Source organism: Campylobacter sp. JMF_01 NE2 (assembly GCF_027737365.1).
Taxonomy (GTDB): domain Bacteria; phylum Campylobacterota; class Campylobacteria; order Campylobacterales; family Campylobacteraceae; genus Campylobacter_B.
The window spans coordinates 1-13,001 of the sequence record NZ_JAOVTR010000005.1 but is presented as its reverse complement, the minus strand read 5'-3'; the positions used below and the strand labels follow the sequence as shown (position 1 = coordinate 13,001).

General features: G+C 42.4%; 16 protein-coding genes. 4 read left to right on the top strand and 12 right to left on the bottom strand.

Annotation, left to right across the window (positions count from 1 at the left end; translation table 11 throughout):
- Positions 1-39 precede the first annotated feature (39 nt).
- The 10 genes from OFO01_RS07825 to lpxB form a co-directional block, all read right to left on the bottom strand.
- Complete coding sequence (locus OFO01_RS07825; RefSeq protein WP_270859695.1) at positions 40-1,086, bottom strand: LptF/LptG family permease; 1,047 nt, start codon at positions 1,084-1,086, stop codon at positions 40-42.
- Positions 1,083-1,640, bottom strand: a complete 558-nt coding sequence (gene pth, locus OFO01_RS07820) for an aminoacyl-tRNA hydrolase (RefSeq protein WP_270859696.1) — start codon at positions 1,638-1,640, stop codon at positions 1,083-1,085. The genes OFO01_RS07825 and pth overlap by 4 nt, the downstream gene beginning before the upstream one ends.
- Positions 1,641-1,647: 7 nt before the next feature.
- A complete protein-coding gene (locus OFO01_RS07815) occupies positions 1,648-2,184 on the bottom strand; it encodes a 50S ribosomal protein L25/general stress protein Ctc (RefSeq protein ID WP_270859697.1) in 537 nt (178 codons plus the stop codon).
- A 100-nt stretch (positions 2,185-2,284) separates the two neighbouring features.
- Positions 2,285-3,505, bottom strand: a complete 1,221-nt coding sequence (locus tag OFO01_RS07810; RefSeq protein WP_270859698.1) for a type IV pilus twitching motility protein PilT — start codon at positions 3,503-3,505, stop codon at positions 2,285-2,287.
- Entirely contained in the window at positions 3,505-4,515 is a 1,011-nt protein-coding gene (locus OFO01_RS07805) for a transaldolase (RefSeq protein ID WP_270859699.1), read from the bottom strand. The genes OFO01_RS07810 and OFO01_RS07805 overlap by 1 nt, the downstream gene beginning before the upstream one ends.
- On the bottom strand, positions 4,508-5,131 hold the full coding sequence (serB, locus tag OFO01_RS07800) for a phosphoserine phosphatase SerB (RefSeq protein WP_270859700.1): 624 nt from the start codon (positions 5,129-5,131) through the stop codon (positions 4,508-4,510). The genes OFO01_RS07805 and serB overlap by 8 nt, the downstream gene beginning before the upstream one ends.
- Before the next feature lie 39 nt (positions 5,132-5,170).
- Positions 5,171-5,887 (bottom strand): UDP-2,3-diacylglucosamine diphosphatase, encoded by a 717-nt coding sequence (locus tag OFO01_RS07795; RefSeq protein ID WP_270859701.1) that lies wholly within the window; start codon positions 5,885-5,887, stop codon positions 5,171-5,173.
- 3 nt (positions 5,888-5,890) lie between these two features.
- Positions 5,891-6,898, bottom strand: coding sequence for an N-acetyl-gamma-glutamyl-phosphate reductase (argC, locus tag OFO01_RS07790; protein ID WP_270859702.1), 1,008 nt, complete (start codon positions 6,896-6,898; stop codon positions 5,891-5,893).
- Positions 6,899-6,907: 9 nt separating this feature from the next.
- Positions 6,908-7,390, bottom strand: coding sequence for a transcription elongation factor GreA (greA, locus tag OFO01_RS07785; RefSeq protein WP_270859711.1), 483 nt, complete (start codon positions 7,388-7,390; stop codon positions 6,908-6,910).
- Positions 7,391-7,422: 32 nt separating this feature from the next.
- Positions 7,423-8,553, bottom strand: coding sequence for a lipid-A-disaccharide synthase (lpxB, locus tag OFO01_RS07780; protein ID WP_270859703.1), 1,131 nt, complete (start codon positions 8,551-8,553; stop codon positions 7,423-7,425).
- Between the two features lie 84 nt (positions 8,554-8,637).
- Between lpxB and OFO01_RS07775 the strand changes: the two genes are divergently transcribed.
- Genes OFO01_RS07775 through OFO01_RS07760 form a run of 4 tightly spaced genes read left to right on the top strand, consistent with a single transcriptional unit; the run spans position 8,638 to position 11,319 of the window.
- Positions 8,638-9,120, top strand: a complete 483-nt coding sequence (locus tag OFO01_RS07775; RefSeq protein ID WP_270859704.1) for a hypothetical protein — start codon at positions 8,638-8,640, stop codon at positions 9,118-9,120.
- Entirely contained in the window at positions 9,120-9,893 is a 774-nt protein-coding gene (gene surE / locus OFO01_RS07770) for a 5'/3'-nucleotidase SurE (protein ID WP_270859705.1), read from the top strand. Before OFO01_RS07775 ends, surE begins: the two co-directional genes overlap by 1 nt.
- Positions 9,890-10,543: a tRNA threonylcarbamoyladenosine dehydratase gene (locus OFO01_RS07765; RefSeq protein WP_270859712.1), complete on the top strand. Its 654-nt coding sequence runs from the start codon at positions 9,890-9,892 to the stop codon at positions 10,541-10,543. The genes surE and OFO01_RS07765 overlap by 4 nt, the downstream gene beginning before the upstream one ends.
- The gene (locus OFO01_RS07760) at positions 10,540-11,319 is read left to right on the top strand and encodes a DUF817 domain-containing protein (RefSeq protein ID WP_270859706.1); all 780 of its coding nucleotides are present in this window, start codon (positions 10,540-10,542) and stop codon (positions 11,317-11,319) included. The genes OFO01_RS07765 and OFO01_RS07760 overlap by 4 nt, the downstream gene beginning before the upstream one ends.
- A gap of 29 nt (positions 11,320-11,348) precedes the next feature.
- Here the strand turns inward: OFO01_RS07760 and OFO01_RS07755 are convergent, their stop codons facing one another.
- The gene (locus tag OFO01_RS07755) at positions 11,349-11,768 is read right to left on the bottom strand and encodes a TOBE domain-containing protein (protein WP_270859707.1); all 420 of its coding nucleotides are present in this window, start codon (positions 11,766-11,768) and stop codon (positions 11,349-11,351) included.
- 206 nt (positions 11,769-11,974) lie between these two features.
- Entirely contained in the window at positions 11,975-12,817 is an 843-nt protein-coding gene (locus OFO01_RS07750) for a thiamine-phosphate kinase (protein WP_270859708.1), read from the bottom strand.
- Between the last annotated feature and the right edge of the window lie 184 nt (positions 12,818-13,001).

The following is a 13,001-nucleotide window of genomic DNA, read 5'->3' as shown; positions in this document are numbered from 1 at the left end:
TTCGGTAAAAAAATTTTGCGCATTTTAGCAAATTCGGACTTAACGATGCTTAAAAACCAGCCAAATCGCAAATACTAAAAGTAGCAAAATCGGCACGATAATGCCTAATTCTGGGAGTATCACGCCATTAAGCGAGAAGCGAATCAGCACGAAAAACAACCCCCACGCACACAGCGTAATGATAAAAAACCCAAAACTCATAAGAGCTAGGTTAAAAAACCTGCCAGTAATCGGAAAATAATAATAAAGGATTAAAATCATAATCGGCGCAAAAAGCGGGAAAAATATCATATTGTATAAATTTGCCTTGATCGAATTTACATTGACGCCCTGGTTTGCGAAGGTTTTGATAGAGCGAATCGCATCTTTGATCGAATAAACATTGCTCGTATCATACACGCTTTCGATCGAGCTTGGGTTAAAGCCCCTTAGCATGGCTTCGTTTTGGATACTTTCCCTTTTCAACCCAGCCTCGCCAAGGCTTAAATTTGTAGGAATTTGGGTTTTTTCACCCTCCCTAAATTTCCACTCTTTTGCGCTATATTCGCCGTTTTTAGCCCAAATTCTACTTTGCAACTCGCTAGCGTTGATATCAAAGGCTATCATCTCATCAGCGTGGTTTTGGTGAAGTCCGTTGATATAGACATATTTTCCCTCGTATTTTAAAAACATCTCAGGTCCTACTGGGGTAAAATCCGTCAAATTCTTTTGAAATTTCAAAGCATAGGCAAAAGGCGTGGTATTTAGATAAATATATCCTAGCGTGATAAAAAGCGATATCAAAAATGGCGGGATTATCAGGGCGTTTTTGCTCACACCAAGGGCGTAAAAGCTGATAAGCTCACTACTTCGAATCATGTTAAAAATCATTATAATCAGCGCAAAAATCAAGCTTAATGGCAAAATATAAGTAATCGCCACGCCAGCTGTTAGTGCCACATATAAAAGCCCTGTATTGGCGCTTTGCGGGAAGTCTTTGAGATTGGTTAAGACATCGATTCCCACATAAAAAAAGTCCAAAGCTACAAATAAAATAAAAAAATATTTAAGATAAACAAGGCTTACATATTTGGCATACAGCTTCATTGCGCAACCTTTTTTATCGTGAATTTTTGCGAAATTTCATCTATATCGCTGTGAATTAGCTCATTTACAGCCTTTTTGGCATACTCTAAAATTTGGCTTAGTTTTTCTGTATCATCGTCCCCAAATTTAGCCAAAACAAAATTTGCAGTGTCCCAGCCTTCTGGCTTTTTGCCCACGCCGATACGCACTCTTTCATATTCAGTTCCGATTAGATTGTCGATTGATTTAAGCCCGTTGTGCCCGCCAGCGCTTCCGCCAAGCTTAAATTTAATCGCACCAAGCGCTAAATCAATATCGTCGTGGATTACGATAACTCTATCAGGTTTGTAAAAATCGCAAACCGCTTTGACAGCATTTCCGCTTAAATTCATAAAAGTTTGAGGTTTAAGAAGTAGAAGTGAGCCTTTTTTATAAAGCTCACCTTGGAATTTCGCTCCGCTAACATCGCTAAAACCGCCACCATTTAGCAGAGCGTCGATTAGCATAAATCCTACATTATGCCTAGTGTGAGAATACTTCTCCCCTGGATTACCAAGTCCGACGAGCAGTATCATAGCTCACCTATTTAGCCGAAGTTACTCCGACAACTGCAACAGAGCCATCCATGATAATGCTTACGCCATCTTTTACAGGGATATCGCGAACTAGGATAAAATCGCCTAAATCTAGATCTGTAACATCTAGCGTAAAGCTATCTGGCAAATCTTTACCAGCGCATTTTACAGCTAAGCGGCGTTTTGATTGGACTAAAACACCTTTGTTTTTTAGGCCTTTTGCGATACCTGTTGTATAAACTGGAACAAGATATTTGCTAACTACATTATCATCTACTACGCGTAAATCAACATGAGTTAGGGCGTTTGTTACAGGGTGTTTTTGGTATTCTTGCACTACTACTTTGTATGTGCTATCGCCCACTTTTACCTCGAAAGGCAAAGTATCTTTGCTGCGAACTGCTTTGATAAAATCGTTTGTTTTAAACGCAGCATTTATATTTTGTAATCCTTTCGCATAAATATTAGCGATTAGATAACCATCTCGTTTTAAAGACTTAGAAGCCTTTTTACCGATACTATCTCTAACGATACCTTCTAACATGAGTTTTCCTTTAAAAAAAATAGGGGCTGATTTTACTAAAATTTAACTTTAATATAGCTTTATAAAAGGGTGCTAGCAAGAAATTCTTGCTAGCGTAAATTTAACGACGAATATCTTGGAGTTGAACGACCTCTTCTGCGAGTTGATCTGGGATATCCTCGCCGTTTGCGAGCATAATACCGCGTTTTTTCGCTAGGTCTGCGTTTTTCATTTTTAGCTCTAAGTCGTTGCGTTTAGAGGCCTTATCAAGGGCTTCATCTCTCGTAATCACCTCTTGGACATACAGATCAAGTAGGTGTTGATCGAAGGTTTGCATACCATAAGTATTGCGTCCATCAGCGATTGCGTCTGGAATTTCAGAGTCGCGTCCTTCTAAAATCATATCTCTAATACGGGTATTTTTACGCAAAATTTCAACTACCGCCACGCGTTTTCCATCAATTGTGCGCGCAAGGCGTTGTGAGATTACAGCCTCGATAACGCTAGCTAGTGTCATACGGATACGCTCTTGCTCTGCTTGTTCAAACATCGCAACGATACGGTTGATTGTCTCTTTGGCGTCGATTGTATGCACGGTAGAAAAGACAAGGTGACCAGTCTCAGCAGCATGCAATGCAGTCTCAATCGTCACAAGATCACGCATCTCGCCCACGAAGATAACATCAGGGTCCTCGCGCAGTGCCGCACGAAGCGAATCAGCGAAAGTGTTGCAGTCCTCGCCGATAGCGCGTTGGTTGATAATACATTTATCATCTTTGAAAACGAACTCAACCGGATCTTCAATCGTAACGATATGGCTCGTTCGCGCGTGATTTATACGATTTAGCATAGAAGCAATCGTAGTTGTTTTACCACTACCTGTTGGGCCAGTTAGAAGCACGACGCCACGCATAGCAGTATCGCAGATCTCTTTGATACTTTTTGGAAGTCCAAGCTCATCAATTGTAGGAATTTTAACTGGAATCGTTCTAAATACCGCACTTACACCGTCAATTTGAAAAAAGATATTTACACGAAAGCGGTATTCGTCGTTTAATTTGTATGTAAAATCCACGCTTTTGTTTTTAATCATCTCTGGGAAACGAGTTTTTAAAAGCTCTTTTGCCAAAGTCATCATATCCTCTTTAAGATAAGGATCTTTTGTAAATTTTACAAGCTCACCATTAATCCTACCGCGCACCACAGAACCTGCTTTTAGGTGCAAGTCACTACCACCATTTTGAACCAAAAAATTCAAAAATTTATCAAGTCTATCGCGTTGCTTAAAATCCAGCGTGCTTACATCGACTTGATATTGTGAATAATCAATTGCGTCAGCCATTATTTCTCCTTTTTAAGTGTTGTCATAATCTCATCAAAAGCTTGTTCGAAAGCCACTAAGCCATCTTTTAAAAGCTTTTTGTAAATTTTATCCATATCAATGCCAGCCTTTTGCGCGACATCGGCGAAAAATTTATCAATTTCCTCATCGCCAAATGGAGTTTTTGGCTCACATTTTGCCCCTATGAAAGCCTTGATTGTATCAAGCGGGGCAGTATTTACGCTAAGCGGATACAAAAGCTCTTTTATATAATAATCCGCAGGGATTTCGCCACCTTTTACGCCCGTGCTAGCAAAAAGCGCCCTAACAAACGGCAAATTTTCCTTTGCGATTATATTATAGCATTTCGTAGCGTTCATTATACCGATTTTTGCAGGCTCTAAGCCAGCTTTTTTCATATCTTCATCAAGGGCTCTATCAAAACGGCTAACAAAAATGCTAATCACAGATTGCGGAAGTTTTGCGCCTTCAAATTTAGCCGCGAACTCGCTTGTGCCCTCTTTAATCGCTTCTAGGCATTTTGCGGTTTGCTCTGGCGAGAAAATCAAGGTCGCATTTACATTTATACCCCGTCTCGTCAAAGCTCTCATCGTCTCGTATCCAGCCTGGGTCGCTGGGACTTTTATCATCACATTTGGCATTGCGATTTGCGCGAACAGCCTTTTGCCCTCTTTTATCATAGCCGCTGCGTCGCCTGAGATACTAGGATCTACTTCGATACTAATAAAGCCGTCATCGCCCTTAGCATAGTTTGCCAAAAGCGCATTTGCGGCGTTTTTGATATCAGTTATAGCTAAAATTTCATAAAGTTTTTTTGTGTTTTTGTGCGCAAATTTCGCCTTTTGCGCGCCGTAAGCTTGGGAGGTGGTAATAGCGTTTTTGAAAATAGAGGGATTTGATGTCGCGCCGTTAAATGTGCCTTTTGCGAGAAATTCGCCAAATTCCTTTGCGATAAAATCGCGCTCGATAAAATCGCACCACAAGCTAAATTTGATATCGTCGTTATACATACTGCATTATCTCCCTTAAATCTTTTTTATCCACGCAATGAGTTGCCTCTTTTTTTAGAATTTCATTGGCACAAAACGCGATTCTTAGCCCCGCTTCTCTAAACATCGCCACATCGTTTGCCCCATCTCCCACGCACATAACCTCATCTGCGCTTAAATGCAAAATCGCTTTGAGTTGTTGCAAGACCACGCCTTTGGAGTAGCCAAACATCATCTCTCCGCCCACATGACCTGTTAAAACGCCGTCTTTTCGGTGCAAGATATTGGCAAAACTCGCGTCAAATCCTAGCACCTCTTTTGCCCAGTCAGTCGCCACATGAAATCCACCACTAAACACCACGACGGTAATTCCCTTGGCTTTGAGGTAGCTTATAAGCTCTTTTGCGCCTGGCACAAAGGGCAAATTTTGCGCGATTTTTTGCATATCCGAAAATTTCATACCCTTTAAAAACATAGCCCGCTCTTGCAAACTCTCGAAAAAATCAATCTCGCCCGCCATTGCGCGCTTTGTAATCTCTTTAACCTCTTTTTCTTTTCCTACGCTTTTTGCAAAATTCGTTATCGTCTCCCCGTCCATAAGCGTAGAATCGAAATCAAACACACAAAGTTTTATCATTAAATTTCCTTTATAAAAAAAAGCAATTATATCTAAGTTTTAATTTAAGTTTTTTGAAAAGAGCTCAAAATTTTGGCTATTTTGCACCTCGTAAATTTTCTCACTCACGGCAAATGAGTTTAAATTTATATATTTCACGCCCTCAAATTCTAAAATTTCATCTTGGTGATAATGCCCCTCGATTACGATAGGCGCGGTGTAGTTGTGGATTTTTGGCTCGATATAGGATTTGAAATTCCCAGCCTTTTTATACAAAATTTTATTCTCTTGGCTTTTTAAAATCATTTTTGAAATTTTAAAATTTAGCGCGCAATCGATTTTATCCATAAATTTCAAAAATGCCCTATTTCGCAGTGATAAAAGCGCAAATTTTGTCAAAGCTGGCAAAAAAATATCGCCGTGAGAGATTTGGATTTGCCTGCCTTTAAAGCTAAAATTTGCTGGCTGGGCGCAGTTTGCAAAGACCCGCGCGTGCGGGAAAATAGCCTCTAAATTAAAATCGTGATTTCCCTCGAAATAATAAATTTCACATTTTTGCGAAATTTCATTGATCGCTTCAATATATTCGGCGTAAAATTCGCGCACAAATGTCGTATTTGCTAGGAAATCAAACATATCGCCAAGCATGAAAATTTGCGGCGGCAGTGTTTTCGCGCTCCTTAAATTTCGCAAAAATTTCAAGAAATTTCGCTTGTTTGCGTTATCGTGCGCGTCGCTAATAAAAACAGCTCCGGGCTTTATTTGCAGATTTTCCACGATTTAAATGCTATTTCCTAGGCGTGGCAAACCCTCGCCCACATCGTAGCCAAACATTAAATTCGCATTTGCCACAGCCTGACTTGACGCGCCTTTTAGCAGGTTGTCGATTGCCGAATTTATCCAAATTTTATCCCCCTGCGTTTTGACGAAAATATCGCAAAAATGCGTTCCTGCGACATTTTTCACAGACACTGGCTCACTACGCACACGCACAAAAGGCGAATTTGCATAAAATTCGCGCAAAATTTTCTCCGCGTCAATACTATCTTTTAGCACGCCAAATACGCTTGCAAGCATTCCGCGCGTAAATGGGGCCAAATTTGGCACAAAAGATACGCTAAATTCCGCGCCGTTTATTAGGCTAAGTTGCTCCATAATCTCGTCAGCGTGGCGGTGAGTGAGTGGGGAGTATGCGTTTATGTTTTCATTGACGCTTACGAAATGGCTAGTGGCTTTTAGCCCCTTGCCTGCGCCACTGACGCCACTTTTGGCGTCGATAAAAACGCCAATTTTGCTATCCATGTATTTCACAAATGGCGCGGCGGCTAGAACCGAGCATGTCGGATAGCAGCCAGGATTTGCCACGAGCCTTGCAGAGGCGATTTTTTCGGCGTTTAGCTCAGCCAAACCATACACAGCGTGGGCTAAATTTAGTGGGTCTAAGTGCGTAGTGTAGTTTTTCTCGTAAAGTTCAAGCGATAGGCGATAATCCGCGCTTAAATCCACGACTTTGACGCTAGGAAATTTCAAAATTTCACTCGCAAACTCCATTGCCTTTTCGTGCGGAAGCGCCAAAAACACCACATCGCAACTTTGCGCGGCAGTTTTTGGATCTGCTATTTGCACCCTCATATCCAAAATCCCAGCCAACTGCGGGAAAATCTCAGAAATTTCGCCCTCACTCGTAGCGGCAAGATACGAAATTTCAAAGCCTTTGTGAGCTAGTAAAATTTTAACTAATTCAAGCCCAGTATATCCCCCTACACCGATGATTCCAGCTCTTTTCATGGTCTCGCCTTAAAATTTAATCGGTTTGTAGCTAACGCTGATAATCTCGACATCTCTGGTGCCACTTGGCAAATTTAACACCACTTCATCGCCCTCGGCCTTGCCCAAAAGCTGGCGCGCTAGCGGGGTGTTGATATTAAGCAGTCTTTTTGAAATATCAGCCTCCATAAGCCCCACGATGACATAGGTTTCCTCGATTTCGGTTTCCACATCCATGAAAGTCACGGTAGAGCCGAATTTGACCTTATCGTGCTCGTAGCTTGCGGGATCTATTATGCGAGAGCGCGAGAGTATGTCGTTTAGCTCGGCAATGCGAGAGAGCAAAAACGCCTGTTCCTCGCGCGCTGCGTGATACTCGGCATTTTCCTTCAAATCGCCGTGATCTCGCGCGATATCGATTTGTTTGATGATGTGCGGGAGTTTTACATTTTGGAGCTCTTTAAGCTCGGCAGTGATTTTTTCGTATCCGTAAGAGGTCATGGGTTCTGTGATACTCATAGCAATCCTTTTTCAAATTTTTCTAATTATACTTTAAATTTCGCGTTTGTCGTTAAAATTCGCGCCACATTTTTCGCACTTGGCATAGCCAAATACTCTCTAAGCTCCACGCAAGCGCGCGCAAAGCGCTCATCATCGCGCAGGGCGTAGGCGTCGTAGAGATTAGCCACACTTACTTCTTCTTGGATTAATTCTTTGTGAAGCTCGTCTTTTTCGCAAAAATCAAAGATTATGTTTGCAAGGCCGACATGTTTTAGCTTCACAAACCTGCGCGCGATCGCGACATCTAGGGCTTTGGCTTTGTAGCAAAGCACAAAAGGTGTGCCAATAAGGGCAGCTTGCAGGGTCGCAGTCCCAGAGCAGATAAAGGCGAATTCGCTTTTTGCTAGGGTTTTTATAGCGTCTGTTTCTATGCTAAAACTGCGCGTATCGCCGTAAATTTGCTCCACCTTATCCGCTAAAAATGGTGGCACAACTAGGCTAAATTTTAAATTTGCATTTTCGCTTTTTAGCTTTTCGGCTAATTCCCTATAAACTGGCATAAGCCGCGAAATCTCAGCCCTGCGAGAGCCCGGCATAAAGGCGATTAGGCCGCTTTTTTCATACGAGCTTTTGCGCTCTTTGATTTCATCTAAAAGTGGGTGTCCTACGAAGCAAAAACCGCTTTTATCGCTCAAATTTGGCAAATTTTCAAAATTTAGATCCAAAATTTTAGAATAAAACTGCCTCTCAAACTGCCAAATTCCACACAAAAAATCACAATTTTCTTGCAGAGCTTTGACTCTACCGCGCTTCCACGCCCAAATTTGAGGCAGGATATAATACACTATCCTCGCACTCACGCCCGATTTTTTCAGAGCTTTTGCAAGGGGCAGGTTAAAAGCTGGGCTATCGATTAATAGCACCACATCGCAGTTTTTTGCTAGCTCGCACATTTGCTTTAACGCCCTTTTTGCCTTGAAAATCAGCGGAATAATCTCCACAAATCCCATTGCCGAAAATTCGCTCGATTTATACAACGGCTCGCTGTGCGCGCTAAATTCCTCGCCAAAAATGCCATAAATTTTAGCGTTTTTATCGAGGGCTAAAATTTCACGCAAAACCTCGCTAAAATGCAGATTTGCAGACGGCTCCAAACACGAAATCAAATAATTCAAACTCTTGCCTTTTTTAATTTTTGGCAATTATATCAAAATGTGCTAAAATTAAACATTTTTAAATTTTAATCACAAGGAAAAATTATGCAAAAATCCCTAATTTGCGCCATTTGCGCGCTGTTTGTAGCAGGGTGCGCAAACACTCCGAGCTACCAAAAAATGCAAATCGACGAACCAGATAGTGCCATAAAAGTGGCAAAGACAATGACCGCAAACAACGCCCCAGAGGGTATCGCAAGGCAAATCAGCGATAGTTTTCGCGCTCACCCTGGCGCGCAGGCTGATTTTAACGGCGCAAGGCTAGTAGATGTTACGAGCGAGGGAGCTAGCGCGATTTACCACTTCGAACTATCCTCAAAATGGGGCGAAATGAGCCCAAAAAACAAGGAAAATTATCTCAAATCCTTCCAAATCGTCCTAGCAAATCAAGCTTGCAACTCGCCTAGCAAGCGCATTTTGCTCCGACATGGCGTGAAATTTAGACATAGATTTTTCTACGATGACCCAGCTTCGCCACTCTCATCTAGTGATGTCGATGAGAGCTTTTGCCTAAGCAAGGGGCTTTAATGCACGAAATTTTAATCACCAACGACGACGGCTTCGAAGCTAGGGGGCTTTTAGAACTTGCAAGCGCACTAAGGGATATCGCGCATATCACTATCGTAGCCCCAAGCTCGCAAAAGTCCGCCTGCTCGCACTCTCTCACGCTCACTCGCCCGCTTCGCTTCATCGCAATCGGCGATGATTTTTACAAACTCGACGACGCTACGCCTAGCGATTGCGTGTATCTCGCGCTTCAAGCCCTGTATTCGCGCAAACCTGACCTCGTGATTTCTGGCATAAATCACGGCGCAAATATAGCCGAGGATATCACATACTCAGGCACTTGCGGAGGGGCTATGGAGGGGGTTTTGCAAGGGATTCCCGCGATCGCAATCAGCCAGTATTACAGCGCAGATTCGCTGGATAAATACGGATTTAGCCTAGCTTGCAAGTTAGCGCGAAATTTGGTTAAAAAAATCTTTTCGCAAGGTTTTCCGCTTCCGCCAAAACAATTTTTAAATTTAAATGTCCCGGCTGTGAGTGCACCCCAGTTTTTGGGGCTAAAATGCGCAAGGCTTGGCGAGAAATTTTACGGACACGACGCCACGCTAAATCGCAATCCGCGCGGCGAAGAGTATTACTGGCTAGGAAATGCGGTTTTTGAGTTTGACAGCGAAAAAAACGCAGGTAGCGACATAGACCTTTTGATGAAGGGCTATGCTACGCTCTCACCGGTGCAGTTAAATTTGACCGCAAATGAGCAATTAAAGGGGCTTGAAGAGTGGATTATGAAATAAATGACCGCTTCACCAGAGCGCGCTGGATTTTTGGCGAGAAATTTGAAATTTTGCAAAATGCGCGTGTGCTTGTGTGTGGTTGCGGTGGCGTAGGTGGCGCACTCATCGAGGCGCTGTATCGCAGTGGCGTGGTAAATTTGAGCGTGATTGACTGTGATGAATTTGACATCACCAATCAAAACAGACAATTTGCAAGCGAAAATTTAGGCGAGAAAAAAGCAGAAGTTTTCGCGCGCAAATTTAAGGGCGTGCGCGCAATCTGTGCCAAAATAGATAGCGAATTTTTAGCTGGTTTTGACATAGGCGAATTTGACTTTATCATCGACGCAATCGACGATGTGGGCGCCAAAATCGCGCTTGCCACGCTTGCTCACGAAAAAAATGTGAGATTCATAAGCTCTCTTGGCGCCGCCAAACGGCTAAATCCCGCCAAAATCGAAATCGCCTCCGTGTGGAAAACCCACACTGACCCATTTGCGCGCAAATTTCGCTACGAACTCAAAAAAGCGGGATTTTGCGGCGATTTTCCTTGCGTTTTTAGCTCCGAGCTTCCGCGCTGCGAAAAGCTTGGCAGTTTTATGGGCGTAACGGCCAGCTTTGGGCTTTTTATCGCCAGCTATGTCGTGCGAAATCTAATAAACGAAAAATGAAATTTTTCATCGCCGAGTTTTGGGCTTTTGGGCTAAAACAAATCCGAGCCTGCATTTTTGCTGGCTCATTTTTTGTGCTACTTTTTGCCTCAAAACACCTAAATTTGGGCTTCATCGCGCGCTATGATTTTTTGCTAATTTCGGCTTTGATTTTGCAAATTTTGCTTGTGGCGTTTAAATTCGAAAGTCTTCGCGAGCTTTGCGCGATTTGCCTTTTTCACGCCATTGGGCTAGCCTTAGAGATTTTCAAAACCCACCCAGCTATCGGCTCGTGGAGCTACCCAGAGGCGGGAGTGTTTAAAATTTATGGCGTGCCACTTTATAGCGGATTTATGTATGCGGCAGTGGGAAGCTATATGATTCAGGCATGGCGAATTTTGCATTTACGCCTAGAAAACATGCCCCGCTCATACGCTAGTTTCGCCCTTTGCGCGCTAATTTATGCGAATTTTTTCACGCACCATTTCATAGGTTATGATTTTCGCTATGTCCTATTAATCGCTGTTTGCGCGCTGCATTTTCGCGCGAAAGTCTATTTTCGCCCGCGCCAAAGAGAGTATGCAATGCCACTTTTGCTTGCATTTTGCCTAATCGGATTTTTTATCTGGGTTGCCGAAAATATCGCTACATTTTTTGGCGCATGGGTTTATCCAAACCAAGCCAAGAGCTGGCAAATAGTTGGCTTTGGCAAGATTTCTAGCTGGATTTTGCTTTGTATTATTAGCTTTATTATCGTGGCCGTGCTAAAACGGCTAGAAGAAAAAATGCGAATTTAGCCCAAATTTGGGCTAAATTTTGACTAAATTTATCTAACTGCGACGATGATTTGAGTAGCTTTGATTATCGCTTTTACGCTATCGCCTACTTTGAGTGCCAGGTTTTTCACAGATTCATTTGTGATAATTGCGCTCAAAACACACTCGCCAGATTCGATTGCGATTTCGGAATTTACAGCCCCCTCTTTTACCGCCGAAACCTTACCCTCGATTTGGTTTGCCGCGCTTAGTCTGAGCTCATCTTCGCCTTTGCCAACTATGATTGATGAGGCTTTAAACAAAAACACAGCCTTTTTTCCGACTCTTAAATCCAGCGCTTTTTCAGAATCCACAGTCACAGTGGCTTTTAGGATTGCGCCATTTTGGGCTCTCGCGCACACAAGCGAATTTACAGCACCTGTTTTAACATCGGTAATTTCGACATTTAGCATATTTCTTGCACTTAGCATTATTGCTCCTTTATTTTAAAATTTGCGTCATCGTAGCAAAGAAATTTTAAGTTTTGTTTAAATATATAATTAAAATTTTAGATTTTATTTTACAAATTTTAGCCAAAATTTGGGCGGTAGAGATTTGTTATGATTTAAATTTTGTATTTTAGAAGGCTGTTTTTAAGCCAAAATTTCAAAAATTAAATTTAACTATTTTATGAAATTTACTCGAAATGGTGTCTTGCGCCCTTAAATTCACAAGTATTGTCTAAATTTCGTTCCTCTGCCTTGCCAATGACGCTAATTGGGGTTTTGGTTTTGGAGGCGATTTCGTAAATTTTGCTAAGAAATTTTGGCTCGAACGCGAATAAAATCTCATACTCTTCGCCCGAGTTTAGCACATATTCTTTGGGGCTAACAAGCCAGCTCATACCCACGCCACTAGCGCGCAAAAGGCGCTCCAAATCCTGCCCAAGCCCGTCGCTGATATCCATAGAGGCACTTATGTATTTGGCGGCTTTGTAGAAAAATTTCGCCCTGAGTTCTGGGCGGAGCATGCGAGAATTTGGCGAAATTTCGCTTCTTTTGCCCCCACCTAGCAAAATTTGCAAATCAATGCCCACATAGCCGAGCTTGCCCGTGTGCGCGATCAAATGCCCGCACTTCGCGCCATTTCTGAAAATCGGCTTTTTGCACTTGCCTATCATCGTGATACTAATGGAAATTTTATCGTCGCTAATCGTATCCCCGCCGATAATCTCAATGTCCCATTTCTGCGCGGTTTCGTTTAGCCCAGCGCACAGCTCGTCAATCTGGGCGGTGGTAATGTCCCCGGGCAGCGAAAGCCCGATTAGAGCATATTTTGGCTTAGCGTTTTTGGCGATCATGTCCGAGATATTTACCAGCATGGCTTTCGCGCCGATTTCGTGCATACTAAGCCACTCGCGCCTAAAATGCACGCCCTCGACAAAAAGGTCCTTGCAATACGCCAAATCGCCCACGATAGCGCAATCATCGCCGTTTAGTTTGCTTTTGAATTTCGTGTAAATGTAGGCCTCTTTGTCCATTTGCTAACCTTTTTCGCAAGAATTAAATTTTGCTATTATATGAAATTTAGCTTAAATTTATGGAGTAAAAGCGATATTAGATGCGAATTTCAAGCTATGGACTAAATTTAAAATTTAACCCATAGCGTAAATTTGGAAAATTGAGAATTTTGCAGAATTTATAAATTCTAAATTCTTTATTCAC

What these genes read in the sequence shown, in the direction of transcription:
- OFO01_RS07825 (WP_270859695.1), bottom strand. Translation starts at nt 1,086, where the DNA reads ATGAAGCTGTATGCCAAATATGTAAGCCTTGTTTATCTTAAATATTTT.
- pth (WP_270859696.1), bottom strand. Translation starts at nt 1,640, where the DNA reads ATGATACTGCTCGTCGGACTTGGTAATCCAGGGGAGAAGTATTCTCAC.
- OFO01_RS07815 (WP_270859697.1), bottom strand. Translation starts at nt 2,184, where the DNA reads ATGTTAGAAGGTATCGTTAGAGATAGTATCGGTAAAAAGGCTTCTAAG.
- OFO01_RS07810 (WP_270859698.1), bottom strand. Translation starts at nt 3,505, where the DNA reads ATGGCTGACGCAATTGATTATTCACAATATCAAGTCGATGTAAGCACG.
- OFO01_RS07805 (WP_270859699.1), bottom strand. Translation starts at nt 4,515, where the DNA reads ATGTATAACGACGATATCAAATTTAGCTTGTGGTGCGATTTTATCGAG.
- serB (WP_270859700.1), bottom strand. Translation starts at nt 5,131, where the DNA reads ATGATAAAACTTTGTGTGTTTGATTTCGATTCTACGCTTATGGACGGG.
- argC (WP_270859702.1), bottom strand. Translation starts at nt 6,898, where the DNA reads ATGAAAAGAGCTGGAATCATCGGTGTAGGGGGATATACTGGGCTTGAA.
- OFO01_RS07775 (WP_270859704.1), top strand. Translation starts at nt 8,638, where the DNA reads ATGCAAAAATCCCTAATTTGCGCCATTTGCGCGCTGTTTGTAGCAGGG.
- surE (WP_270859705.1), top strand. Translation starts at nt 9,120, where the DNA reads ATGCACGAAATTTTAATCACCAACGACGACGGCTTCGAAGCTAGGGGG.
- OFO01_RS07760 (WP_270859706.1), top strand. Translation starts at nt 10,540, where the DNA reads ATGAAATTTTTCATCGCCGAGTTTTGGGCTTTTGGGCTAAAACAAATC.
- OFO01_RS07755 (WP_270859707.1), bottom strand. Translation starts at nt 11,768, where the DNA reads ATGCTAAGTGCAAGAAATATGCTAAATGTCGAAATTACCGATGTTAAA.
- OFO01_RS07750 (WP_270859708.1), bottom strand. Translation starts at nt 12,817, where the DNA reads ATGGACAAAGAGGCCTACATTTACACGAAATTCAAAAGCAAACTAAAC.